The organism is Vibrio sp. CUB2, assembly GCF_001557945.1.
In the GTDB taxonomy this organism is placed as follows: domain Bacteria; phylum Pseudomonadota; class Gammaproteobacteria; order Enterobacterales; family Vibrionaceae; genus Vibrio; species Vibrio owensii.
Genome location: NZ_LNRB01000009.1, coordinates 199,480 through 223,659, shown reverse-complemented (window position 1 = coordinate 223,659; position 24,180 = coordinate 199,480). Strand labels below are relative to the sequence as shown.

General features: G+C 44.6%; 21 protein-coding genes and 1 pseudogene. 9 read left to right on the top strand and 13 right to left on the bottom strand.

Going from position 1 to position 24,180, the window contains the following annotated elements:
* Positions 1-195 precede the first annotated feature (195 nt).
* On the bottom strand, positions 196-1,212 hold the full coding sequence (galE, locus tag ATB78_RS16455) for a UDP-glucose 4-epimerase GalE (RefSeq protein WP_005435155.1): 1,017 nt from the start codon (positions 1,210-1,212) through the stop codon (positions 196-198).
* A 54-nt stretch (positions 1,213-1,266) separates the two neighbouring features.
* Positions 1,267-3,225, bottom strand: coding sequence for a diguanylate cyclase (locus ATB78_RS16450; protein ID WP_061009260.1), 1,959 nt, complete (start codon positions 3,223-3,225; stop codon positions 1,267-1,269).
* 286 nt (positions 3,226-3,511) lie between these two features.
* Here ATB78_RS16450 and ATB78_RS16445 point away from each other — a divergent pair, with 286 nt between their 5' ends.
* Genes ATB78_RS16445 through ATB78_RS16435 form a run of 3 tightly spaced genes read left to right on the top strand, consistent with a single transcriptional unit; the run spans position 3,512 to position 5,882 of the window.
* On the top strand, positions 3,512-4,267 hold the full coding sequence (locus tag ATB78_RS16445; protein WP_061009259.1) for a 5-oxoprolinase subunit PxpA: 756 nt from the start codon (positions 3,512-3,514) through the stop codon (positions 4,265-4,267).
* Positions 4,267-4,950 (top strand): allophanate hydrolase subunit 1, encoded by a 684-nt coding sequence (locus ATB78_RS16440; RefSeq protein ID WP_061009258.1) that lies wholly within the window; start codon positions 4,267-4,269, stop codon positions 4,948-4,950. The genes ATB78_RS16445 and ATB78_RS16440 overlap by 1 nt, the downstream gene beginning before the upstream one ends.
* A complete protein-coding gene (locus ATB78_RS16435; protein WP_061009257.1) occupies positions 4,947-5,882 on the top strand; it encodes a biotin-dependent carboxyltransferase family protein in 936 nt (311 codons plus the stop codon). Before ATB78_RS16440 ends, ATB78_RS16435 begins: the two co-directional genes overlap by 4 nt.
* A gap of 32 nt (positions 5,883-5,914) precedes the next feature.
* On the opposite strand, the gene ATB78_RS16430 is transcribed toward ATB78_RS16435, so the two are convergent.
* The 3 genes from ATB78_RS16430 to ATB78_RS16420 all read right to left on the bottom strand — a co-directional run bounded on the left by ATB78_RS16430 (position 5,915) and on the right by ATB78_RS16420 (position 10,847).
* Positions 5,915-7,348, bottom strand: a complete 1,434-nt coding sequence (locus ATB78_RS16430) for an FAD-dependent oxidoreductase (RefSeq protein WP_061009256.1) — start codon at positions 7,346-7,348, stop codon at positions 5,915-5,917.
* Positions 7,349-7,701: 353 nt separating this feature from the next.
* On the bottom strand, positions 7,702-10,155 hold the full coding sequence (locus tag ATB78_RS16425) for an FtsX-like permease family protein (RefSeq protein WP_061009255.1): 2,454 nt from the start codon (positions 10,153-10,155) through the stop codon (positions 7,702-7,704).
* Complete coding sequence (locus ATB78_RS16420) at positions 10,146-10,847, bottom strand: ABC transporter ATP-binding protein (protein ID WP_005435141.1); 702 nt, start codon at positions 10,845-10,847, stop codon at positions 10,146-10,148. Before ATB78_RS16420 ends, ATB78_RS16425 begins: the two co-directional genes overlap by 10 nt.
* Between ATB78_RS16420 and tesA the strand changes: the two genes are divergently transcribed.
* The 4 genes from tesA (at position 10,846) to ATB78_RS16400 (ending at position 16,559) form a co-directional block, all read left to right on the top strand.
* Complete coding sequence (tesA, locus tag ATB78_RS16415; RefSeq protein WP_032802023.1) at positions 10,846-11,448, top strand: multifunctional acyl-CoA thioesterase I/protease I/lysophospholipase L1; 603 nt, start codon at positions 10,846-10,848, stop codon at positions 11,446-11,448. The two genes, ATB78_RS16420 and tesA, sit on opposite strands and share 2 nt — an antisense overlap.
* 83 nt (positions 11,449-11,531) lie before the next feature.
* Complete coding sequence (fabV, locus tag ATB78_RS16410; RefSeq protein ID WP_061009254.1) at positions 11,532-12,731, top strand: enoyl-ACP reductase FabV; 1,200 nt, start codon at positions 11,532-11,534, stop codon at positions 12,729-12,731.
* Between the two features lie 189 nt (positions 12,732-12,920).
* Positions 12,921-14,831 carry an EAL domain-containing protein gene (locus tag ATB78_RS16405; RefSeq protein WP_061009253.1) on the top strand — a complete coding sequence of 637 codons (1,911 nt, stop codon included), beginning with the start codon at positions 12,921-12,923 and terminating at the stop codon, positions 14,829-14,831.
* Positions 14,832-14,903: 72 nt separating this feature from the next.
* Positions 14,904-16,559, top strand: coding sequence for an ABC-ATPase domain-containing protein (locus ATB78_RS16400; RefSeq protein ID WP_061009252.1), 1,656 nt, complete (start codon positions 14,904-14,906; stop codon positions 16,557-16,559).
* A gap of 104 nt (positions 16,560-16,663) precedes the next feature.
* Here the strand turns inward: ATB78_RS16400 and ATB78_RS16395 are convergent, their stop codons facing one another.
* Both ATB78_RS16395 and ATB78_RS16390 read right to left on the bottom strand, forming a co-directional pair.
* Complete coding sequence (locus ATB78_RS16395; protein WP_061009251.1) at positions 16,664-17,284, bottom strand: DNA-J related domain-containing protein; 621 nt, start codon at positions 17,282-17,284, stop codon at positions 16,664-16,666.
* A gap of 113 nt (positions 17,285-17,397) precedes the next feature.
* Entirely contained in the window at positions 17,398-18,237 is an 840-nt protein-coding gene (locus ATB78_RS16390; protein WP_009704452.1) for a 2OG-Fe(II) oxygenase family protein, read from the bottom strand.
* 222 nt (positions 18,238-18,459) lie between these two features.
* Between ATB78_RS16390 and ATB78_RS16385 the strand changes: the two are divergent.
* A pseudogene (locus tag ATB78_RS16385) lies at positions 18,460-19,009 on the top strand (DUF2238 domain-containing protein).
* Here the strand turns inward: ATB78_RS16385 and cutA are convergent.
* The 5 genes from cutA to ATB78_RS16360 form a co-directional block, all read right to left on the bottom strand.
* Positions 18,971-19,303 carry a divalent-cation tolerance protein CutA gene (cutA, locus tag ATB78_RS16380; RefSeq protein WP_009704454.1) on the bottom strand — a complete coding sequence of 111 codons (333 nt, stop codon included), beginning with the start codon at positions 19,301-19,303 and terminating at the stop codon, positions 18,971-18,973. The pseudogene ATB78_RS16385 and the gene cutA overlap by 39 nt on opposite strands.
* Before the next feature lie 9 nt (positions 19,304-19,312).
* Positions 19,313-19,564 (bottom strand): hypothetical protein, encoded by a 252-nt coding sequence (locus ATB78_RS16375; RefSeq protein WP_009704455.1) that lies wholly within the window; start codon positions 19,562-19,564, stop codon positions 19,313-19,315.
* Entirely contained in the window at positions 19,548-21,254 is a 1,707-nt protein-coding gene (locus ATB78_RS16370; RefSeq protein ID WP_061009249.1) for an SgrR family transcriptional regulator, read from the bottom strand. The genes ATB78_RS16375 and ATB78_RS16370 overlap by 17 nt, the downstream gene beginning before the upstream one ends.
* A 79-nt stretch (positions 21,255-21,333) precedes the next feature.
* Entirely contained in the window at positions 21,334-21,567 is a 234-nt protein-coding gene (locus ATB78_RS16365) for a DUF3389 domain-containing protein (protein ID WP_061009248.1), read from the bottom strand.
* 12 nt (positions 21,568-21,579) lie between these two features.
* Complete coding sequence (locus ATB78_RS16360) at positions 21,580-22,017, bottom strand: hotdog fold thioesterase (protein WP_061009247.1); 438 nt, start codon at positions 22,015-22,017, stop codon at positions 21,580-21,582.
* 192 nt (positions 22,018-22,209) lie between these two features.
* Between ATB78_RS16360 and ATB78_RS16355 the strand changes: the two genes are divergently transcribed.
* On the top strand, positions 22,210-22,995 hold the full coding sequence (locus ATB78_RS16355) for a M48 family metallopeptidase (RefSeq protein ID WP_033005025.1): 786 nt from the start codon (positions 22,210-22,212) through the stop codon (positions 22,993-22,995).
* Between the two features lie 104 nt (positions 22,996-23,099).
* Here the strand turns inward: ATB78_RS16355 and ATB78_RS16350 are convergent, their stop codons facing one another.
* Complete coding sequence (locus tag ATB78_RS16350; RefSeq protein ID WP_045414089.1) at positions 23,100-24,128, bottom strand: site-2 protease family protein; 1,029 nt, start codon at positions 24,126-24,128, stop codon at positions 23,100-23,102.
* Positions 24,129-24,180 lie beyond the last annotated feature (52 nt).

Here is a 24,180-nt window from a genome sequence, read left to right as displayed (position 1 = left end):
TGATTAAACCAAGTTCCATGAACTACCCCGAATAGTTTAATGAAAATTTACGACCTAAATTAAGATTCGCACATAGTTTAGCATTTCTATTTATCGAAGCTACCTTTTAACCAGTAATTTACGAATTTTTCCGATTTAGATCAAAAAAGGCGCAGAAGTGCGCCTTTTTGTTATAAAAGTGTAAAACTTGAAGTTTTAAGCGTCTGGATAACCTTGAGGGTTATTTGACTGCCAGCGCCAAGTATCACTCGTCATCTCTTCAAGTGTACGGGTCGCCTTCCAACCGAGTTCGTTTGCTGCTTTTGAAGGATCTGCCCAACACTCTGCAATATCCCCAGGGCGGCGATCCACCAGCTTAAACGGAACTTCTTTGCCAGAAGCGGCTTCAAACGCTTTCACCATTTCCAATACGCTGTAGCCATTACCTGTTCCCAGGTTATAGATATGTAGGCCTGCTTTGTTGCCCACTTTATCAAGCGCAGCAACGTGACCATCAGAAAGATCCATTACGTGGATGTAATCACGGACACCTGTACCATCTTTAGTTGGGTAATCACTACCAAATACCGATAGGAATTCACGGCGACCGACCGCAACTTGAGAAACGAACGGCATCAAGTTATTAGGAATACCTTGCGGGTCTTCGCCAAGCTCACCGGTTGGGTGTGAACCAACAGGGTTGAAGTAACGCAGAAGTGTGATGCTCCAATCTGGATTCGCCTTTTGGAAGTCCGTTAAACACTCTTCTACCATCAGCTTACTGCGACCGTATGGGTTTGTCGCACTTGTTGGGAAGTCTTCCATAATTGGCACAGAAGCAGGATCACCGTAAACCGTTGCTGAAGAGCTAAATACGATCGATTTAACGCCGGCTTCGCGCATAGCATCAACTAGAACAAGCGTACCGTTCACGTTGTTATCGTAGTATTCAAGTGGCTTTTCTACCGACTCACCAACCGCTTTAAGACCAGCAAAATGGATAACGGCTTCAATATTGTGTGTTGTCATTGCATCAACAAGCGCTGCTTTATCGCGAATGTCTGCTTCAATGAATACTGGTTTTACGCCACAAACCTTTTCGATGCGCTCAAGCACAGTTGGTTTACTATTGTAAAGGTTATCGAGGATAACTGGTGTCATACCAGCTTCGATCATTTGAATACAAGTGTGGCTGCCAATGTAGCCCATACCACCCGTAACAAGTACTTTCATTTTATCATTCCTTCTGACGCGAATCGGGCTAGTCTAAAGGTTTCTAGCCCGTTTTTAAACTGTATCTGGGGATTCGCAACCCATTAAAATTGCTTGGCCTTTGCCGGCTTTCTTCGCTTGATACATGGCAGTATCTGCGCTTTTAAGAATTCGGGTAGCGTCACGCTCGTTAACACCCACCAATTTCACACCGATACTAACGCCAACTTTTAACAAAGAACCACGATATTCTATTGGAGCACAAATCGTTTCTAATAACTGCTCTGCAATCCTAGTCACCACTTTTTGATTGGCTGGATTCACTAACATGACAAATTCATCACCAGACAAACGAGCAATCAAATCACTGTGTCTTGTGGCTCCAGTCATACGTTTAGCGACAATCTTAAGCACTTCATCACCAGCATCATGGCCATAAGTATCGTTGATACCCTTAAAACCGTCCAAGTCGAGATAAAGTACCGCAAACTCGTCACGCAAATAGCCTGATCTTTGTACTAATTCTTCCAATTCGAAATGGAACTTCGAACGGTTAGCAAGTCCGGTCAACGGATCGTGATGCGCTAAGTATTCTAAACGCTCCATCTCTTTTGCACTTGAAAGATCCGTTAGGATTATCACCATATCGAACGAGTTCTGATCTTCACTTTTAATGATACGATTCACTCTCGCAAACATTGGTATAAGCTGACCGAGGTGGTTTTTTTCTATGACTTCACCTTGCCACATTCCATAGTTTTCAATCGATTCGATGATACTTGGCATCATTGCTTGCAGTTTCCGCCAGCGAATTGATTTTATAAACGGCTGTCCAACCAGTTGTTCGGCGGTTAAACCAATCAACTTTGTCACCGCTGGGTTTACCATCGTAATAACACCAAGATGGTTGAGAACAACTAAGCCATCTTGACTGCTTTCAAATACACGCCCGGCAACTCGTTGTCGGTTCATCGCTTCTTCGATCTCGGTGATATCCTGAATCACAAAAAGAAGATAGCCGTGTTTTGCTAATCGGCGACTGGTTAAACTTAATTGCTGTTCACCTTCTTCATTTTGTAGATGGATGTCGTCACACTCTAAGCCTCGACTTAAAATTTGTCCTAACTCATTTGGCGCTTTAGTTTGGATCAAATCGCAGATATTTGCCGTTTCTAATCCATGGTAAGTCTTTTCAAAAATCCTCTGCGTCGCCTTATTACAGTGAATTACGCGACCTAAGTTATCCGTTACGATAAGCGCATCTTGAATCGAATCTACCACTTCTTCTGCAAACGCTTTACGACGTTCCAGCACTTCCAAACTGTGTTTACGCTGTTTCTCTAGCCTTTTTTGCTTGTCTACCATCAGATTAAGCGAAGCGACGAGTTGCCCTACTTCATCTTTTGAACGGTGACTAATGCGACCACTCAAATGATGGCCATTAGCGAAGTCTTGGAGTGCTTGATTGACTTCCACTAGAGGGCGAAGAACACGACGCTCGACACCGATATAGAAAGTCACGCCACCAGCAAGAAGAATGATTAGGAACAGAAGCCCATCTTGCAATAACGCATCTCTTACCAGCATCAAAGGGCGTTGAGACAATGTGACTCTAATCGTTCCAATCACTTGTCCGTCATGGATTATTGGTTCAAGAACATAAAGAAAGTGAGCAGATAACGCGTACCCCATAGCATGAAGATGGCTACGCTCATGTTGTGTTGGCGAAGGCGCTGAAAAACCGTCGAGAGCAAAAATCGCAAATGGTTGATTTTCTTTGTCGTAAAGCTTAACGCGTGATACGTTTGGCTCCTTCAGAAAGTCAGCCAAAATAGATTGAGCTTTTTGCTTGTTCTTTGTGGCCAGCGCATCTTTAATTGAGTGAGATACATCGTTGATGAGCACTTTTGTTTGTTCAACAAGCTCATGTTTTGCTGACTGGTAGGTGATGTACGATGTGTAACTTTGAGATGTAACAAAGATGACCGTGATGAAAACGAGAATCGGCCATATTAGCTTTGCTCTTAATGACATATATATTCCTGTCGCAGAAAGCAACCAAAAGAACAAAAGGGTTGCTATGCAAACTATCACACAAAAAGAAGAGCCAAGACTAACACGACAGGCACTGAAATGAACCTGAAATTCTCAGATATTAGACTGATTAATCATGATTTTCTTGAAAATTCGGATCATTTCAAATAACCAGTCGATCATTTATGGCGTATTTTTTCGAACACCTGCATGAAAAATGACGTTAGTCACTGAACCAAAACGTAATTTCCTGCATTTTTAAGCATACTTTGGACACAGTAAACGTATGACATTGAACAACCAGCAACTAACACTAAACTGCGATATGGGCGAAAGCTATGGCGCATGGACCATGGGTGCAGATGAAAACGTAATGCCTTTCATAGACATGGCGAACATTGCTTGTGGTTTCCACGCGTCTGATCCTAATGTCATGCACGATACCATTACCCTCGCTAATCAACATGACGTGGAAATTGGTGCGCATCCTGGTTATCCAGACTTACAAGGGTTTGGACGCCGCAGCTTAAAGATGACCTACGAAGAAATCACTAATATGGTGATTTACCAAGTTGGCGCACTACAGGCTCTGTGTAAGGCACAATATACTGATATTGGTTACATCAAGCCTCACGGGGCGCTCTACAACGACATGATGCTAAGTGATGGTATTTTCTTAGCGGTCGTTAAAGCGGCAGCTCTGTTTAAAGTGCCTCTTATGATATTAGCGTCCCAAGAAAACGAAAAATACCTAGAAATTGCCGATGATTTTGATGTACCTCTACTCTTCGAAGCGTTCGCGGACCGCCTTTATCAAGATGACGGGTTACTAACGCCAAGAACACAAGCTAATGCGGTACTAAACAGCGAACATGCAATACTAGAACAAGTCAGAATGCTGGCAGAATCAGGTCGAGTAAAAACGACATCTGGGCAATATATTTTGTTAGAGGCCGATACGATTTGTGTGCATGGCGATAATGATGAATCTATCGCGTTGATTCAAAAAATTCGTCAGAGTCTCTACACCGGAGGAAATTAATGAATCAAGGGCAGTTTTCGATCTCTCCTATATCTGAATGCAGCATTCTAATTCGCTTTGATGACACCATTACTGTTGAACACATAGGCGAGTTAGCGCATCAAATTGTGGATAAACTCAATCTCATCGTAATGAATGTGGTTCCTTCTTACCGAACCATTTTGATTGACTACCTGCCCTTTAGAATTCAAGAGTCTATGATACTACAAACGCTCAATGAGATCGTAAGTCGCTTTGATGTTCAGTCTATGGACAACAAACAGCCGAACTACATTTCTATTCCCGTTTACTATTCGAATGAAACAGCTCTCGATTTAGATCGATTTCAACAAAATGGGCTATCAATGGATAAGCTCATAGAACTGCATACCAAGCCTGTTTATACCGTTTCAGCCATTGGGTTCGCTCCGGGCTTTGCTTTTCTGTCGGATGTAAGTCCAGAACTTTACATGCCAAGACACCATACACCTCGTACCAATGTACCTGCCGGAAGTGTGGCGATTGCCGACAGTAAAACCGCAGTCTATCCATCCGACAGCCCTGGTGGATGGAACATCATAGGCCGTACGCCAATCTCGTTATTCACTGATACTCCACCTTTCATCCCTTTTGAAGTTGGTGACAAGGTCACGTTTGGTTCAATATCCAAACAAGAGTTTGTCAGTTTAGGAGGCGTTTTATGAGCTTCGTAGGATTGTTAGTAGAAAAGCCGGGCCCACTCTCTTTGATTCAAGATTTTGGTCGTTTTGGCCTTGCTCATATCGGGATAACTCAAAGCGGCCCTGTCGATGATTATGCTTACAGTTGGTCGAATCATCTTTTAGGCAATCCCGTTAACTGCTCTGTTATCGAAATCACATTGGGTAATGCGAGCTTTAAAGCCCTAACCGATTGTCATTTGGCGCTTTGTGGCGGTGATCTTAATGCGTCAGTAAGCGGTGAGCTGATTGCTAATTGGTCTGACTTTTGTCTCAGAAAAGGCCAAATACTTAAGTTCGGAATGCCAAAGAATGGTTTACGTGCGTATCTTGCTGTTAAAGGCGGATTTAGTGTTGAGAAACACCTAGGGAGCACGTCTACGGTAATGAGAGAATCTCTCGGCGGTATGACAAAAGAAGGCGAACCTTTGAAAGCCGGAGATATTATTGGCTTTGAGCCACACTCGCTTCCAACGTCAAAACCCAAACAGATGACGTTCCGATTCAAACCAGATTACAACTTGCCGTTAAAGCTTAGAGTGATCGAAGGCTACCAGTTTGAAGATTTTTCCCAGCAGTCTATTGATGATTTCTATTCTGCTAGCTTTAAGATATCACCCAATTCAAATCGTATGGGTTATCGTCTAGAGGGTAAAGCGATACAGCCACCCTATGATGGCGTGCTTTCAGAAGGTATTGCACTGGGTTCTATTCAGATTCCAAACGATGGCAACCCAATCGTCTTATTGAACGATCACCAGACCATTGGTGGCTATCCGAAGTTTGGTTGTGTCGCAAGAATTGATCTGCCACGCTTGGCTCAAGCTAAACCCGGGCAAGAAGTCAGTTTCGTCAAAGGAGACAGACAAGGTCTACAGGATGTGTGGTGTCAATGGGCTCAGTTTTTTGGTTACTAAGCCCATCTAAAGTAGTCGTTAAATTGTGAGCGCTACATCCCGTAGCGCTCTGCCAATGCTTTTGGATAACCGCGCTCTTGAGTGAGTTTTACAGCAAATTGCTCCACATCTTCTTCACTCCAATGTACCGTTACAGGATGTTCAAGCTCCACATTGTCATTTGGAGCTATATCAAACCAATATTGCGCCATTTTCTGAGCGGCTAGTAGCGTTGAAGAAGCTTTAACTACTTCAATTCGAGCATAATTGTTCTCTTCAAATGTCACGTCTGCTGCACGCAATACAGGGTCAGTACCTGGGATTTGCTGCGCGCCGAACAGTGCTTTCCCGCCTTTCACTGCACTTTGATAATCCGGAATGAATTGAGACATATGCTTAATCGCATTATCAGTACGCTCATCGAGGATCTCTTGTCGCCACCCGTTGCGTATTTTTGACAGTAAACTGGTTGGTAACTCAGGTTGTGCAGAGATTTTTGAGCTTTCCACCAAGCCATCATCAAACAACGTGATGCCTTTGGTCATGCCATGCAACTGAAAATAGCCATCACCGTATGGCGTTAACTGAGCCATGCCTTTGTCTGTACCACGAGGACCATGGAAGATCACTTCTGGCCATTGCTGAGTACATTCATTCCAACGAGTAACGTAAGCCGCTTTGAATTCGACAAGTCGATCTCGCTTTACGCCAATCGCATCATCAACTGCGCCGGTCTCAAAGCCACAAGCATTAACTAAGTAATCACAACGTAGTGTCTTTTGTTCATCAGCTTGAAGGTAAGCCAGTTCCCAATCAGAGCCACTCCAATGGGTGCGTTTTAGCTCTGCTTGCGTCAGCACATCAACATTAGGAAGTTGTTCTAGTGTCATGTTCGCTACAGCTGCAAGCCTAAATACACTCCATCCGTATTCCTGAACAGCAACAACTGGATACTTAAGCGCCTCAAGGTCTGCGTGCTGAGCAAACGGGATAGCCCACTCGTCAATGCTTCGCGGGTGTTCTGGCTGTACAAGCTTAGAAAGCGCTATGAGGGCCTCTTTGGAGTACAACTTGTAATACTCGTCTGGTTCTCCCAACACCTGATTACTTGTGTCTTGTTCAACCAGAGATTGATAAGCACGTTTAATTACTTCTAATCGAGGTAATAATGCTTCTGGGTCTCCTCCATCTGAATGAGGCACGGCAATGATGGTAGGACGAATGTTCAGTGAATGTGGATACAATCGGATTGTGTCGATCGATTGAGTCAGAAGATCCAAACATTGCTGTTCGGAAATCTCACGATAAAGGTTTCCGCCTGCGTGTAGGTGGCAGATCGGAGGTCCATTTACTAATGAGACCCCTTTCTCGAGAATGGAGACTTTAAAACCTAACTCGGCAAAGTGGATTGCCGCGGTAGAGCCAGCGACACCGCCACCAACAATAGCGATGTGTTTATCTTTACGATTTGGAAACTCAGACTTCATTGCTTCACTGAAATTTTATAAGGAGAAATCTTTACTTAATGTGGATTCTACTCGGGTTTGACTATGATTAAAATCACAAAAAGTTCATGGGTTTGCATTTGTTAAAGGTATACGCGAAAAGTTACTTTCGAGAGCAAAAAATTTCCGAAAAAAGTGCTTGACGAGGTTGTTGGGAAAGCCCGATTTTGACCCTTTGTGAATAATAATTTAACGCTAACACCCATGGCGTAAAGCCTGCGGAAACACCCCACTTTATTAACACTTCAGTTATCCCAAAAGTTATCCACTGTTTTTGTGGATAACTAAAATAAAACTGTCATGGAGTGCTTCCGTTTTGGCTTATTACAAGCTAATTAAGTGTTTACTGGCGTTAACAATCTTTTCAAAAGACTCATAACGACCAAGGCGAGAACGGCAAACGTAGCAAATGGTAAAGCTATCCACAGTTCTGGGTGGATTTGCGCATTCAACTCGAAGCCATACTTCATCACCGCAGCGACACAAAGCTCGGCAACAAATACCGCAACACCACTTGCGACGAGAGCCATAATTCCGTATTCCGCCCACAATGTCGTGTTAATCCGTTTTTTGCTAGACCCGAGAGTTCGGTAAAGTCGAATTTCTTGCTGACGTTGAGACAAGCTCAATCGAAGCAATGTGAATATCAACAATAAACCAGCGACAACGCCTAACAACGCCAAGATGGTAATGGCTGACACAATCTGCTGAATAAGCTCTTGGATTTTATCGCCCATCGTTCGTATATCTAGCACTGAAACAGTTGGGTGCTCACGTGACATAGATGCCAAGAGCGCTTCATTCTCTTCGCCAATGCGGTAACTAATCAGGTAAGAACCTGGCAAGCTCGCCATAACATCCGAAGAAAAAATAAAGTAGAAGTTTGGCTTCATATCTCGCCATTCAACATGACGAATGCTGTCGACTGTCGCATCGAAGTTCTGACTGTTGATCACAAATCGTAATTTGTCGCCCAACTCAATGCCAAGCTCACTGGCCACTTCTGCTTCTACCGATACGCTACCTTTGTTGGTCCACTCTCCGGAAAGAATGTCGTTGTACTCTGGTAGAGAATCTCCCCAAGTAAGGTTGAGTTCACGACTCACCGCATCAGAGCCCTGACCTTCAGATTTGATCTCTTTGACGCTCATGTCATTAATCTCGGCCAAGCGTCCTCGAATAATCGGAAAAGCTTGTGACCGCGTCACGCCATTTTTGTCCAATGTTTCCACATAGCTATCAAGTTCGTAATCAGCGATGTTCAATGCAAAGACGTTAGGCGCATCCGCTGGGAGTGTTCTCGCCCAATCGGCAAGTATGTCACTGCGTACAAGCCAGATAATTGAAAGCAACATCAATGACAGCGATAACGCACCAAACTGCAATCCACTTGTCACGGGCGTACGGTTGATGCGACTTAAGGCTAGTTTCATTGCAGGTCGAGTTGAAACGCGAGCGAACAACTTGGTCAACATCACACTCATCATGGCGAGTACAACGAACAATGCGGCGATTCCCGCAAGTACAATCCAAACGAGTGTGTTGTTCGCGTAAAGGATAAGCAATGGCACCACAGGAACCAACACTAACCACATACGCTTCCATGAACGTTTACCTGAACCTTGCTGCAGAACTTCTAAAGCCGGCGTTTTGATCAAACCAAGTAACGGAATCCCCAGCGCAGGAACCGTAATCAGGACCGCTGAAACAACAGAAACTAAAAATGGAGTGACACCGTAACTAGGTAATGGATTTGGCAGCAAGTCCTTGAGTGGTATTCGTAACAAGTACTCCAAACCACTACCCAGTAACAAGCCCACAATGCTTGCACTGACCAGCAAAATGGTAACTTGAATCAACAACCACTTTTCAATCCAACGGCGACTCGCACCTAAGCTTTTCAACATCGCGATGGTTTGCGTCCGGCTGTTTACGTAGCTTTGACACGTCAAAACCAACGTGGTTGCCGCCATGATGATGACAATCGCTACGGTCAAAGAAAGGTATTGCGTTGTACGTTCAAACACCTCATTGCTTCGACTTGCCGTATCCTGAGTACGCCAACGATCACTTGGCGAAAGCTCAGTGATGTCTTGCAGTTGCGTCAGTGTTGCATCATCCCCTTTAAGGAATAAACGATACTGTACTCGGCTACCTACTTGAATCGCGCCTGTTTTATCAACGTCGCTGTTGTGGATGTAAGCCGAAGGCATTTGTTGGAAAGGGTTGAAACTCAATCCTGGCTCCATCAAAACGGCACCGGAAACCGTGAAATCGGCGTCGCCTATAGTGACAACGTCACCCTTATCAACATCCAATTGTGCCATGATTCTCTCATCCAACCACAACTGATTTGGCTTGATGTGCCCTGATGAGTCATTGTCCAAAACCAAGTCACCCATCAATGGGTATTGCCCATCGACTCCGCGTACTGAGATAAGCTGCATACCATTATCGCTGAACGCCATGGTTGCAAAGCGCGTCATGGTCGAGCGTTCAAGATCTTTGGTTGAAGTAAGAAGCGTATCCGGAATGGGGTTTGCTGAAACAAACACAGCATCGGCTGTCAATGCGTCTTTGCCTTGCTTAACGATGACCTGTTCCATTCGCTCTGCCAACGCAGACAAAGCAAAAATGCTGGCTATAACAAGAATGAGTGCGACACTTATCGGCCACAAGTTACCTTGACGTATTTCCCCAAAGCTCCAACGAACCAAGCTTTTATTTGGCGACTGATGAGCTTTGTTGTTTGATGCAGAGCTTTGTTCACTTGAGGAGATCACGGACATAGCACCTCCTCTTTTAGCTCACCCGCTTCCATACGATAGACACGGTCACAGCGACTCGCTAAATGACTGTCATGCGTCACTAAGATCAACGTCGTGCCATGCTGCTCATTAAGGTCGAACAGAAGCTCAATGACTTTCTCTGCCGTTTGATGATCAAGGTTGCCCGTTGGTTCATCGGCGAATAACAGTTCTGGCTGAGTCATGAATGCGCGAGCTAGAGCAACTCGTTGTTGTTCACCACCGGATAATTGACTTGGCAAATGGTCAAGACGCTTCTCAAGCCCTACCGCTGTCAGTAGTTCTGTCGCTCGTGCATCATCTTCAGATTCACCACGTAAAAGACAAGGAAGAGTCACGTTACGCAGTGCGCTCAAACTCGGGATCAACAAGAAGCTTTGAAACACAAACCCCAGTGAATCTGCGCGGATTTTAGCGCGAGCTTCATCGTCCAGTTTAGATAGCTCTTGTCCAAGTAACGTGATTTCACCAGACGTCGGCGTGTCTAGCCCAGCAAGCAGCGTCATGAGCGTCGATTTACCGGCACCAGAGGTGCCAACGATAGCAATCTTCTCACCCTTTCTAATGTCAACATTTACATTTTTAAGGATTGTTAATTGTTCTTGATTAGTAGAGACTTGTTTAGAAACTAAATTAGCTTGAACAATAGGTGCTTTAAGTACAGGTGTTTGCATGATTCGTATACTTTCCTTAGTTCTCTTTTTCTGCCTTTCCGCCACCGCACATGCGAGCGAAAAGTTACTTGTTTTGGGCGACAGCTTGAGCGCTGGTTATCAGATGCCGATTGAGAAGAGCTGGCCTAGCTTACTCCCTGATGCCCTATTAGAACACGGCCAAGATGTAAAAGTTGTAAACGGCAGCATCTCCGGAGACACCACTGGCAATGGCTTGGCTCGTTTACCCTCTCTTCTTGAGCAACACACGCCGGACCTTGTTCTAATTGAACTCGGCGCCAACGATGGCCTTCGTGGTTTTCCACCTAATGTTATTACGTCGAACTTATCGAAAATGATTACCATGATCAAAGATTCTGGTGCGGATGTTGTCATGATGCAAATCCGCGTCCCACCGAACTATGGTAAGCGATACAGTGATATGTTCTACGATATCTATCCGAAACTCGCCGAGCATCAACAAGTCGCGTTAATGCCATTCTTTTTAGAGCACGTCATCGTTAAACCAGAATGGATGATGGACGATGGCCTGCACCCTAAACCGGAAGCTCAACCTTTCATTGCCGACTTCGTCGCCGAAGAATTGGTTAAACATCTCTAATTTTACTGGTCTAGCTCAATAAGTTTTACCTAACTTTACGTTACCCTGTCGAAAGTATTATTCACCAAGGTTAGATAATAAAAATGCAAATAGAACCGTTAATTCAAGGTGTTGTAGCTCGTTCGGCACATCCGTATGGGTGCCGCGCTTCCATCAAAGAGCAAATTGAATACGTTAAACAAGCACCGCAGATCAAAAATGGCCCCAAGCGTGTTTTGATCATTGGTGCGTCTTCAGGTTTTGGCTTGGCCGCCCGTATCGCCCTTACATTTGGCGGTGCTGAAGCAGACACCATTGGCGTGTCATTTGAACGCGGACCGTCAGACAAAGGTGTCGGTAGTGCTGGTTGGTACAACAACATCTTTTTTAAAGAAGAAGCCATTCATCATGGACGCACTGCAGTAAACATCGTTGGTGATGCTTTCTCAGACTCAGTTCGCAGCCAAGTTATTGAAGCCATTGAGACCTACTTTGAGGGTGAAGTAGATTTAGTGATTTACAGCTTAGCAACAGGCGTTCGCCCTAAGCCTGAATCTGAAGAATTTTGGCGTAGTGTCATTAAGCCAATTGGAGAATCGGTAACGGGCGCTTCAATCATGCTGGAAAACGATCAATGGGTAGAGTCCACATTGGAGCCAGCAACAGAAGTAGAAGCTGAAGCCACGATTAAAGTAATGGGTGGTGAAGACTGGGAAAGTTGGATAGACACACTGATCAACTCAGAATCTGTTGCCAAGGGTTGTAAGACGATTGCCTTTTCTTACATGGGCCCAGAAGTTACACACCCAATTTACCTAGACGGTACGTTAGGCCGAGCAAAAGTCGACCTTCACCAAACCAGCCATGCATTGAACATGAAGATGGCGAACTTTGGCGGCGCTGCCTACGCAACAGTGTGTAAAGCGCTCGTCACCAAGGCAAGTGTGTTCATCCCTGCCCTGAGCCCTTATCTACTTGCGCTATACCGCGTAATGAAAGAGAAAGGTACTCACGAGCGTTGTATTGAGCAAATGCAACGTCTGTTCACGACAAAGCTTTACGACCAAAACAAAGTACCCGTTGATGGCGAACGCTTAATTCGTATCGATGATCTTGAGTTAGATCCTCAAGTACAAGAAGAAGTTTCTGCACTTTTAGAGCAAATGAACGCAGACAACTTCGCTGATATCGGTGATTACGAAGGCTTTAAAGACGAGTTTATGAAACTGAACGGCTTTAACTTTGAGGGTGTCGATTATGCTCAAGACATCTCAATGAAGACTCTGAAAGCATTAAAGCCTTAATTTAAAGCGTCTCACTATTGAGATAGTGCCAAGTAATTCAAAGTCCTGAAAGGTTTTCGGGACTTTTTTTTGTTTCCGAATCCGCCCCCCCTATACTTTAAATAAACGAGTGGTTAAATAACAAGCTCGCGTAAAAACAAAAACGATATTCATTCACAGGACGTGAAATTACGGGAAAGGATGACCTATATGGGTACATTGCAAACATTAGATTATGAAATACCCGAATCCATGCGGAAAAGCTGGCAAAATATCGTCAACCTGCTCGCGCGCATCGCGGATGTCCCAACTACGCTGATCATGCGTATCCACCCAAACCACATTGAAGTAAATACCTCCAGCGAGACGGATAACAACCCTTATAAAGTTGGCGACAAAGAAGAACTTGGTCATGGCCTTTACTGTGAGCATGTCATTAAAAACAAACGCGAACTCATTGTTCCTAATGCGCTCATTGATGACGAGTGGAAAGACAACCCTGATATTCAGCTCGGCATGATTTCGTATTGTGGCTTACCACTCTATTGGCCAAACGGGGAAACGTTCGGCACCATCTGTATGCTCGATACCAAAGAAAATCAGTACAATGACACCTACCGAGAACTATTGAGTACATTTAAAGAATCCATAGAGGCGCAACTAGCCGTCGTTTTCCAACAACATAAGTTACTGCGCTTAAATAACGAACTGAAAAATAGAGTCGAGAATAGAACGACTGACCTCGCCCAACTTAGCTACTCACTAACAAAAGAAATCGACCGACGTAAGGCCGCAGAAAAGCAAGTAAGCTATCAACAAACCCACGATCATGGGACGGGCTTTTTAAACCGCGTTGCACTTGAAGAAGTGTTAGACCACATCTTAGAAAACATGAACCATGACCAACAATCTCTGGTGGTGATTAACGTCGGTTTTAGTAACGCGCGCAGCATCGAAACAAAATACGGATTTGAAGCCTTTGACGAGGTATTGAAAGAGTTTCGCTTCCGCCTAGGTCACAACGAATCCAGTTATTTTGTGACTGGCCGTCCAAGTTCAAACGACTTGGTGATTGTTGTCTCTGGTGAAGATATCGAATCAAAAGTCCAACACTTACTTGAAGACATCACCCATGTCAGCGTCGGCAACTTCCATATTGATGAAAACGAAGTCCACCTTCACTCTTATATTGGTGTCGTTCAAGCGCACAGAAACAGTCACGCCAAACAACTGCTGCAAAACGCCTGTTATGCCATGTTGCTGTGTAAAGAGTCTGGTGAATCGTACAACTACTTCTGTGAGAGTCACACTCAAGAACTGAACAATCACAATCAGCTTGAAAGCTACCTATTACAAGCCGTTCGCAACGACGACTTAATGCTGTACTTCCAACCTAAGGTTCTTCCACATACGCACAAATGGATTGGTGCTGAAGCACTACTACGATGGCGTCATCCTGTCTTGGGTGATGTATCCAACGAAGCATTAATTCACATGGCAGAACAAAACGGATTGATTTTTGAAGTCGGCTCTTTTGTCTTGCGAACCGCGATTGATAAAGCCAAACAGTGGTCTGAGCTGGTGGACAATTTCAAGATTGCAGTGAACGTGTCTCCTATCCAATTACAAAACGTTAATTTCGCTGAGCAAATAGAACACCTACTTGAAACCTTCCACTTGCCGGCACACTTCCTAGAGTTAGAGGTGACTGAGAGTGCGTTGATTGCAGATGAAGTCGTGGCTCGTAACACATTGAATAAATTGCACAACCTTGGTGTGACACTGTCACTTGACGACTTTGGCACAGGATACGCATCATTCAGTTATTTGAAGAAATACCCTTTTGACGCGATTAAGATCGATAAAAGCTTTGTTCAGCAAATGGAGAAATCTGATGACGACAGAGCCATCATTTGTTCAATCATACACATTGCGAAAAAGCTCGATCTACAACTGGTCATAGAAGGCATTGAATCAGCCCAACAAGAGCAGTTTTTGATCAATGAAGGCTGCGATATTGGACAAGGCTTTTTGTATGGTAAACCTATGCCGTGCAATGAATTTGAACAAAGTTTGTTTAATCAAAACCTTTTAGGTGGTCAATACACCTATTCTTCCTAAGCATTTCCTTTACTCTGCAGGCGGTGGTTTCTATAATCGCCGCCCGCTTCCAATAAAAAGGCCATTATCTTCATGGATCAGTTGACTGCCACGCTTAAGAAAATCGAAAAGCAGAACTACCGCGCATACCAACAAATCAAGGGTCAATACGACTTCGGTGATTTCGACTTGTACATTGATTACGTTCAAGGCGACCCATACGCATCTGCTTCTCGTCTACGTGCAACTCGCGCTTGGTCTTTAACCGGTCTTGAATGGCTAAAAGATGAATCACCTGCATTTCAGCGTGCGGCTCGTGACTTTATCGCTCGAAGCTTTGACGAGTTTGCGAAACAAGAGAACGCAGTATCAATCTCTTTAAGCGGCCAAACCGTTCTAGACAACACCGCCGTGCTTTTCACTGAAGAAGGCATTGAACTTCGCTTCCGCGTTAACTTGCCTGCAGAAGGTCGTTCTGTTCTTGGTAAGAAAGCCAACAACATCCTTACTTTCTACTTGCCGAAGTTTATCCGTCGCGCGACGCTAGAACGTGAACTGAACAAAGATGCGTTGATTGAGCACTGTAAAGTGATTGAAGACCAAGCATCTCTGCGTGAACAGCTAGAAGCAAACAACTTGGTTGCTTTTGTGGCGAATGGCAGCATCCTTCCACGTATTGCAGGTAACTGTGACTTGCCGATGAAAGACGCGGTTGAGTTCAAAGCGCCAGAATCCCTTCAAGTTACGCTACACGCGCCTAACAAAGGCTACGTAACGGGTTTGGGTATCCCTAAAGGCATTACTTTGATTGTTGGTGGCGGTTTCCATGGTAAATCGACGTTGTTGAACGCCGTTGAACGCTCTATCTACGATAATATTCCAGGCGATGGCCGCGAATACATCGTGACAGATGGAAATGCGATGAAGATTCGTGCGGAAGATGGTCGTTGTGTTCATCACTTGAACCTATCGAACTACATCAATCACTTGCCAATGGACAAAGACACGGCTGATTTCTCTACACAAGACGCATCAGGTTCTACCTCTCAAGCGGCTTGGCTACAGGAATCTATTGAGGCAGGTGCAAGTTCGTTACTTATCGATGAAGATACCTCAGCAACCAACTTTATGATCCGTGATGAGCGCATGCAGGCGTTGGTAGCAAAAGGTGATGAGCCAATTACGCCACTAGTTGATCGTATCGGCCAGTTACGTGATGAGCTAGAGATCTCGACCATCATCGTTATGGGTGGTTCTGGTGACTACCTAGACGTTGCAGATACCGTAATACAAATGCACGACTACCAAGCGGTTGATGTAACTGAAAAAGCAAAACAAGTGATTGCTCAACACCCTACTCAGCGTCATAACGAATCTGAAGAGAGTCTGCAAACGTTCCGCCCTCGAGCATTGAACCGAGTAGCACTGATGAACATTCTGACAGACGGTAAGTTCCGCGTTAACGCGAAAGGCAAAGATTCTCTTCGCTTTGGTAAAGAGTTCGCAGACCTAAGTGCACTTGAACAGCTAGAATCCGCGGATGAAGTAAACACGATTGGTTGGTTGTGGTTCCAAATTGCCCAACTTCCGGGTTGGTGTAACCACCCAGCAAAAGAAATCGAAGACATGCTTTCTGGCGAATGGCACGCGACACTACCTAAACAAGGTGACTTAGCAAAACCACGCACATTAGACGTAATGGCAGCCCTAAACCGCATGCGCAAGTCTCAGTTCAAACCTTCTCGTTAATACTGCACAAGACAAATAGCAAAAGGCAGCGATGAACGCTGCCTTTTTTGTATCTAGCTGATAGTAAATGGATAAATAACGTCACACTGTAACTAATATTTGTTTTATCCGCTACGCAGTACATTCCAAGCATCGCAGAGAATTCGAAACCTATCTGCATCACCGTTCTCGCGATCTGGGTGCCACCGTAACGCAAGCTTTCTCCACTGCTTACGAATATCTGTCCGAGTCGCCTCCGACCCCAACTCAAATAAACTCAACGCCTTCGCTCGGTCCAAATCGCTAGAAGTGTTTCCACCGATGTAGCGTTGATATCGACTCCAAAAATCATTGAGCAGTCTACGTACCTCGCCTTCATCGGCTTCGTAATTTTTCCAATCAAGGTAGTATTCTCTGAGTGGGTCATTGATGTCGATGCTGTGACGGGAAGCTTCAATTGCAGACATTAGCACAATGTTCATCGCTTCAACTTGTAGCCAACCTTCAGGATAAAGCGTTTCTTGCAGTTGATAGAGCGCGTTCATCAACAAGAAATTGCGCTTAAAGAGGTCTTTATCCGGAGATGGATCTAACTGAGGAATATAATCGTGCTCACTGAGCTCTTGCGCAAGTGTGTGCACCTTCCAACTCGTTGGTTGTTTACGGAGAATTTCTAGAATCGGCCACAACAATGCGTTTTCCATGTATTGCTGTCCGTTTTGGCAAACGTCGAATTGTTCGTCCATGTATCCCCTAACCGTTTTAAGTACCTGTTATTAAAGCTAGTCAATTTGTACCATAAAGACAAAAAGGCTGACAGTCATAAACCGTCAGCCTTTTGAAGGAGGATCTCGTTAGCTTAAATAACGCCAAGCTCTCTTAGGCGTTCCATTAGGTAGCTATGCGCTGTGTAACGCTCAGACAGAACCGTATCTGGCTTCGGGTGTAGGAACAATGGAAGCGAGATACGAGACTTCTCTTGACGGCCACCTGTTGGGTTAATCACACGGTGAGTCGTAGATGGGAAGTAACCACCTGATGCTTCTTGTAGCATGTCACCGATGTTAATGATCAAGTTACCAAAGTCACACGGTACATCTAACCAATCACCTTCTTTGCTCTTTACCTGAAGGCCAGGTTCGTTTGCTGCTGGCAGAACAGTCAGCAGGTTAATGTCTTCATGTGCTGCCGCACGAATAGCGCCTGGTTCTTCTTCACCCGTCATTGGTGGGTAATGCAGAACACGCAATAGTGTTTTATCGCTGTTGTTGATCATTTCAGACAAAGCGATAGAGAACTTCTCTTGAACCTCTTTTGGTGCGTACTCTTCAACCCATCCAAGAAGCTCTTGAGCAAAGGCATTTGCGCGCTCGTAGTACTCAAGAATTTCTTCTCTTAGCTGCTCTGGCATTTGACCCCAAGGGTAAACATGGAAGTACTCTTTAATGTCTTTAACTGAGTGCCCCTTCGCGACTTCAGAAACTGATGGTGGAAAATAACCGTCTTGTGTTTCAACATTAAATTGGAAGTCGTTTTTTTGTTCAGAACAGAAAAACTCGTACCAATTTTTGTAAATAGACTCGACGAGCTCTTGTGGAATTGGATGGTTCTTAAGAACACCAAAGCCCGTTTCGCGCAGTGAGGTGACGAACTGTTGAGCAGCATCGTCAGCAAGATAATCGACAGTTTCCAGTTTCATGACTTTACTTCTTTTTTATTAGACTGAGCGATGAATTCTATGGATGGCCATGTTGTAAATCAAACTTTAATGAAATGTTTACGCGCAAACGTTTTATTGTTGAGCAGTTTGGCAATATATCAACATAAAAAGTAAGCATCTCCCCTGCAAAATAAACAATTGCACACTGTACAATTAAGTGTAATCATAACCACAGATTTCAATTGAAGGATCAATTTCTCTATGAAAAGCACTTCTACCTTATTGGGTTTAACGATTTTCTACGCCGTTGTATTTTTGTTTTCTGCCTTAGAGCCAAGCTCTCGTGCGGTGTGGTTTGCAGAGATCGTTCCTGCCATCGGTATTCTCATTGCCATTTGGGCGCTTTCCATTCGTTACCAATTCAGCAATACCGCTTATGTACTGATGTTTATCTGGCTTTGTCTTCACACCATTGGTGCCAAATACACGTTTGCAGAGGTTCCGTTTGATTGGTTCAACAACTTAATTGGCTCGGAGCGCAATAACTTTGACCGTGTTGCTCACTTCTCGATTGGCTTATACGCTTACCCGATTGCTGAATATCTAATTAATAAGAAAAAGATCAGTGTTGGATTTGCTTGTTGGTTTGCTTTGTTTGCCATTATGTCTTTGGCGGCTGGCTACGAGATTATTGAATGGTGGTATGCGGAAATTGCAGGCGGTGATGAGGGAATTGCCTTTCTGGGATCGCAAGGCGATATTGTCGTTGCTTCTACTGACAACTCAACGTCGATTGGCGAAGCCACTCTAAATAAGGGTTAAAACCTTCTACAATGGGGACCTGTACGATCTGAGCCACCTCATATTCGTGCAGGTCTTTTATTTTGTCTTCGACCAATGCGTATAAGTCTTTGCGTGTTTTAATGATCAACAACCACTCATTATCACTACACACTTCCCCTTTCCATACATAGTGGCTCTCTATTGCCATGGTCTGTATACAAGCAGCAAGTTGCCCTTCCAGCAAACCTTTGATGATCTCGTCTCGGTTCTTCTGCGTGCCTGCGGTACTCAATACCATGCAGTATTCATGTTGTTCGCTCATAACTGACTCTTATTTCATCGTCACCTTGCCGCCAATCATCTTGTAGGCAGGTGTTCCTCTTACTAATGTGTCTCTTGCAAACTCTTGTTCACAACCTGGGCAAATGCAAGGTGTGTTGGTGAAATCTTCAACAATGCGTTCTTTAAAGCACTTCACTAATGCCCCTTTACCGCCTTTGCGATATTTAAACAGCTGCGTTTTACATTTTGCACAAAATATCTCAACCGTTTTGGTCGGTTGCTTCTTATTCGGTTTCGCCATCTTTCTCTATCTTCGGTTTTACCCACACTGTACTGAAATCAAACCAACCTAAAGCGTTACATTTGGCGTTTTGCAGCGCACCACTGTGGTCTTTGTTCACGCCTAACCAACAATGGAACATCGGGATCACTTGGCAGCTCTTTACCAGTTGTCTGCCTAACTCTCGCGCAGGAAAGTCCGTGTGTTGCCCTGCTCTCCATTGATCCACCAGCGTTGACCAACCGGAGAAATCATAACCCGCACTAAATTTATCAATATCGCTGTAATCCAACAGCCAACCTGCAAGTGCGTCGTTACGGTTGGTCGCAATGCCCATTGCTTTGATCCAAATATCCACTTCTTCTGGTGAAGGCGGCTGAGTATCGTAACGAATGAACTCCACATCAATTCCATGAGGCTTGAGCAAAGTTTTGATCGCTTTAGCGATAACAGGAAACATAGGGTGTTTCTTTTGGTAAGCGACACAAATGGTTTTCTCTTTCTGGGGCGCGTCACCGGACATTGTCGGTTTAAGGTCAATCCACCCAGGCTTTAATCCAAATGCTTGCAGCACTCCTAGTTCAATGACCTTGTCTTGAGGCACATGGGAGTACACTTGGTAGCTGTTCAAGGTTTGACTCAAAAATTCCGCCCATCTTGGGTCTTTTGCAATACCTGTATTTTTATTCAGTAGTAGAAACGTGCAGCCGGGATCGAGCTCGACTTCATCCGTCGAGGCTTGTTTATCCATTTGTGGCTTAGTCAAACTTGGGTAAACCATCGAAGAGTAAGCTTCGTCGATTACCCAAACTTCAACTTGATCCAAGAGTGGACGCAGGCCAAAGTAGCCATCAAACGCCGTCAGAATTAAGCGTTTGTCATCATTCACTTTTACTTGGAATGGGCCTGTGCCGATTGGCTTTCTATCGAATTCTTCTGAACGTAAGTTGCTTGGTAATAAGACTTTGGCTTGTGACTCACTCAATGCGAGTGGCAGGTACTTATCAGGGCGTACTAAGTGGATATCTACCGTCCAAGGCTCTGGAGAGATGACCTTCTCTATGTGAGAGAATAAGTTGAGTTCGCTTAACGCCCCAATACTTTCGATAACGCAGACTGTTGTCAGCAGTTCGCCATTATGAAAACGAACACCACGACGTAAATAGAAGCGCCAATGTGTATCTGAAAGTGCTTCCCAGTAATGCGCTAAATCGGGTTGAAGTTGCTCGTTATCGTCGAGTTTTGTAAGGCCACTGAACACCTGACGCGCGATATGCTGCTCTGAGCGGCGCATTGGCTTTTGCGGGTTCAACATAGAAAGCGGTCTGTAGTAAGGCAAGCGAACGACCTGCTCACCTTGTCGATGTTGCAGACCTAAATAGCCCTGAATAACCTGAGTGAGCTTAGCTGCATCGTTGTCGAGCGCTTCAAGGGCTTGACCTATTTTCCCTTCGTCTAAGTAACGACGTGCAAGATTCTCACTTACATCGCTACGATTGCGCTTGAAGATCAGTTTAGAAAGCTTGCCTCGGCCTGCAGCAGGATGCCATTCGATCCACCCTTCTTCCTCTAGTTTATTGAGGACGATTCGAGCGTTTCGACGAGTACAAAAGAGTGCTTCGGTAATGTCTTCGAGTTGAACATCCGTGTCATTACCAGAAAATTTTTCAAACAGCGTTTCGAACTGAACGCGTAAACGAGGGCTACTCATAAAGAGGAAATTTTAGTTTTCATAACGATAAACTAAGTTTCCTCATTTTTTGTGAAAAGTGCAAACTCAGACGTGCAAATTATTGAATGTCGATGCCAATTTCTTGCGCTAGTTGGCGTAATTGATCTTCATCGTCGAGTTTGATCGACCATTTCGTTTCCGCACCATGAGCCAAAACAACATTCGCTCCACGTCCAAGTAGCTGAATTGCATCAGTTTGTGCTTGCAAAGTAACCATCGCTCTACCCGTAAGTTTGATAACAATTTCACGCTGTGTTGCAATGATTTTTCCTAAAGAGAATTCAATGACCATAGCAGTATTCTCTTATTGAGCTGGTTTTTCTTTCGGATGTTTTACTGCGATCGTCAAACGGCTCGTACAAACCAAACGTTCGCGTTCATCGGTGATTTCAATTTGCCACACTTGAGTAGACACGCCCAAATGAACAGGCTTTGCGGTACCAATAACATGGCCACTACGCATCGCACGAACATGGTTTGCATTAATGTCCAAACCAACACAGTAACTGCCTTCCTCCACACAGAAATTCGCAGCAAGTGAACCAAGCGTTTCCGCAAGTACAACGGATGCGCCACCATGCAGCATACCCAGTGGTTGGTGTGTAAAGCTGCACACAGGCATGGTCGCGCTCAGTGAATCATCAGTGAAATCGGTATAGACGATTTGCAGATGCTCCATCATGGTATTTTTTGAGGTGGCGTTAAGAATGTCTAAGTTAATTGGCTTTTTCCAAATACTCATTTTTCGCTCTTGTCTCGTCCCGTATCGCACTGGACGATTTATCTATGAAAAGTGCGCCTAGCATAGTCCTGATCGCATCGCGACTTCAAGGTCAAACGCAAGTCTCAACGTGATCAACATAATGACTTAACGTTTCTTTACTAAGCGTTATACTATTGGTACAAAACAAAAAATATTTATATGGACCCCGCTATGAGAACATGGATTAAAGCCTCAGTACTTTTGACCGTTGCAGGTCTAACAGCGTGTAGCTCTTCGCCCACTGGCCGTAACCAAATTTTGATGTTTTCCGACCAAGAGATGTCATCGCTCGGCGCAAAATCATTCGACCAAATGAAGAAAGAGATACCAATCAGTAAAGACAAAAAGACCAATGCCTACGTTCAATGTGTCGCGAAACAAATCACCAACACGATTCCGCCTCAAGCAGGCTTCAAAGAATGGGAAGTGGTCGTGTTTGACAGCCCTCAGGTAAACGCCTTTGCTTTACCGGGCGGTAAAATTGGTGTTTATACCGGCTTACTGAAAGTGGCGAAAAACCAAGATCAACTTGCAACGGTAATCGGTCACGAAGTCGCACACGTTTTAGCTGATCACAGTAATGAGCGTTTGTCTCAAAGCCAGTTAGCCAATGCAGGGCTATCACTTGCTAATGTTGCAATCGGTGCGTCTGAATACAAGCAATACCAGCAGATGACGATGGCGGCGCTTGGTGTGGGTGTTCAATACGGTGTGATTCTTCCTTATGGACGAACTCAAGAATCTGAAGCCGATATTGTTGGCCTTGGATTTATGGCAAAAGCTGGCTTCGATCCTAACCAAAGTGTCGATCTTTGGAAAAACATGAGCGTTGCAGGTGGTGCTCAACCACCAGAGTTTTTCTCAACTCACCCATCGCACAGCACTCGTATTAGAGATCTACAGGCAACCATTAAAACGCTGCCAGCATCTAACGTTAAAGCACCCAAGTGTGGTTGATTCAAAACCCAAGGCATTCTAACTAAGAACTATCCTTAAGCCGCAAACAAGAAGAGCTCCATTTCGGAGCTCTTTTTATTCGTCTGTGTTTTTACTTAATGGGTCTACGTACCTAAGATCTGCAAAGGCAAGCTCAGTAAGCTGTCTCCTAACCCGGCGAAGTACCAAATGATGGCAATAAATCCTCCGACTGAAACCAAGTACCAAGCAAACGAGAACAGTTGCCCATATCGGGTTAATGGCAGTAAATGACTGTGGTGTCGGGTTCGCCATTCCATCACCACTTCTAACATCCCCATCAATAGCAAGAAGCCAAGCAACGTTAAGCCGAAGGTGTAACTGATGTAGATACCGAGCAAAGCCGTGACAATACTCCCTGCCAAACCAATCCATGTATTCATTGAAAAGGTGATACTTTTAAGAACATGTCCGCCATCTAATGGCAAGATCGGCAGCAAGTTGAAGAGGTTTAATAAGGCGTTAAACACAGCAAGGCCCGCAAAGATCATCTCCCCTGTCATCCAATATAAGACAGTGAATAGAATGCTGAGGACTAATCCAAAGAACGGGCCCATGATTGAAATAACCACATCTTGCCAACGTGTGTTTATTTTTTCATCGCTTAGCGCTAAGCCACCTAAAAATGGGATGAGATAAATGCCTTTGGTCTTCATACCAAAGTACTTCATTGCTCGGATATGGCCATATTCGTGAAAAACTAAACACGCCACCAATGCGAGAGCGAACTCAATCGAAAACAGCCATGAGTATGCCGCAAGGCTTGCAGAGGCTAACGCCACCTTAATGACTTTCGCGCTTTTCAACGCTTTCATGCCGAGCGACACAATACCAATGAGACTAAAACGCTTTTCTGCCGGTGGCGGCTCTACCGGTACTTGGCGTTCGATGTCTTTTTCGTCACGAGTCCCTTCGACAACCAGTGAGTCATTTACTGTCGCTTGATACTTAAAATCAAATGGTTGCCAGTTTAGTTCACAGCTCAATTGGCAATGTAAAACGTCCTCTCCAGCAGTGAGCTTGAACTCATGCTGTGTCTTGCCTGAGTCATCATCGCTCGCAGCAATCTGCGACACTAAAGTGTTATCCCAAAACAGTTGTTGCCAACCTGCCATAGAGCCTTCAAGCCTGAGCGACTTTCCTAAAAATTCAATGTGTAGTAATTCC

Coding starts and splice junctions, on each gene's coding strand:
- ATB78_RS16375 (WP_009704455.1), bottom strand. CDS start 19,564: ATGGCGAAACCGAATAAGAAGCAACCGACCAAAACGGTTGAGATATTT.
- ATB78_RS16425 (WP_061009255.1), bottom strand. CDS start 10,155: ATGTCCGTGATCTCCTCAAGTGAACAAAGCTCTGCATCAAACAACAAA.
- ATB78_RS16445 (WP_061009259.1), top strand. CDS start 3,512: ATGACATTGAACAACCAGCAACTAACACTAAACTGCGATATGGGCGAA.
- ATB78_RS16435 (WP_061009257.1), top strand. CDS start 4,947: ATGAGCTTCGTAGGATTGTTAGTAGAAAAGCCGGGCCCACTCTCTTTG.
- ATB78_RS16450 (WP_061009260.1), bottom strand. CDS start 3,225: ATGTCATTAAGAGCAAAGCTAATATGGCCGATTCTCGTTTTCATCACG.
- tesA (WP_032802023.1), top strand. CDS start 10,846: ATGATTCGTATACTTTCCTTAGTTCTCTTTTTCTGCCTTTCCGCCACC.
- ATB78_RS16420 (WP_005435141.1), bottom strand. CDS start 10,847: ATGCAAACACCTGTACTTAAAGCACCTATTGTTCAAGCTAATTTAGTT.
- fabV (WP_061009254.1), top strand. CDS start 11,532: ATGCAAATAGAACCGTTAATTCAAGGTGTTGTAGCTCGTTCGGCACAT.
- ATB78_RS16350 (WP_045414089.1), bottom strand. CDS start 24,128: ATGGCAGGTTGGCAACAACTGTTTTGGGATAACACTTTAGTGTCGCAG.
- ATB78_RS16440 (WP_061009258.1), top strand. CDS start 4,267: ATGAATCAAGGGCAGTTTTCGATCTCTCCTATATCTGAATGCAGCATT.
- ATB78_RS16370 (WP_061009249.1), bottom strand. CDS start 21,254: ATGAGTAGCCCTCGTTTACGCGTTCAGTTCGAAACGCTGTTTGAAAAA.
- ATB78_RS16365 (WP_061009248.1), bottom strand. CDS start 21,567: ATGGTCATTGAATTCTCTTTAGGAAAAATCATTGCAACACAGCGTGAA.
- ATB78_RS16355 (WP_033005025.1), top strand. CDS start 22,210: ATGAGAACATGGATTAAAGCCTCAGTACTTTTGACCGTTGCAGGTCTA.
- ATB78_RS16400 (WP_061009252.1), top strand. CDS start 14,904: ATGGATCAGTTGACTGCCACGCTTAAGAAAATCGAAAAGCAGAACTAC.
- cutA (WP_009704454.1), bottom strand. CDS start 19,303: ATGAGCGAACAACATGAATACTGCATGGTATTGAGTACCGCAGGCACG.
- ATB78_RS16430 (WP_061009256.1), bottom strand. CDS start 7,348: ATGAAGTCTGAGTTTCCAAATCGTAAAGATAAACACATCGCTATTGTT.
- galE (WP_005435155.1), bottom strand. CDS start 1,212: ATGAAAGTACTTGTTACGGGTGGTATGGGCTACATTGGCAGCCACACT.
- ATB78_RS16360 (WP_061009247.1), bottom strand. CDS start 22,017: ATGAGTATTTGGAAAAAGCCAATTAACTTAGACATTCTTAACGCCACC.
- ATB78_RS16405 (WP_061009253.1), top strand. CDS start 12,921: ATGGGTACATTGCAAACATTAGATTATGAAATACCCGAATCCATGCGG.
- ATB78_RS16390 (WP_009704452.1), bottom strand. CDS start 18,237: ATGAAACTGGAAACTGTCGATTATCTTGCTGACGATGCTGCTCAACAG.
- ATB78_RS16395 (WP_061009251.1), bottom strand. CDS start 17,284: ATGGACGAACAATTCGACGTTTGCCAAAACGGACAGCAATACATGGAA.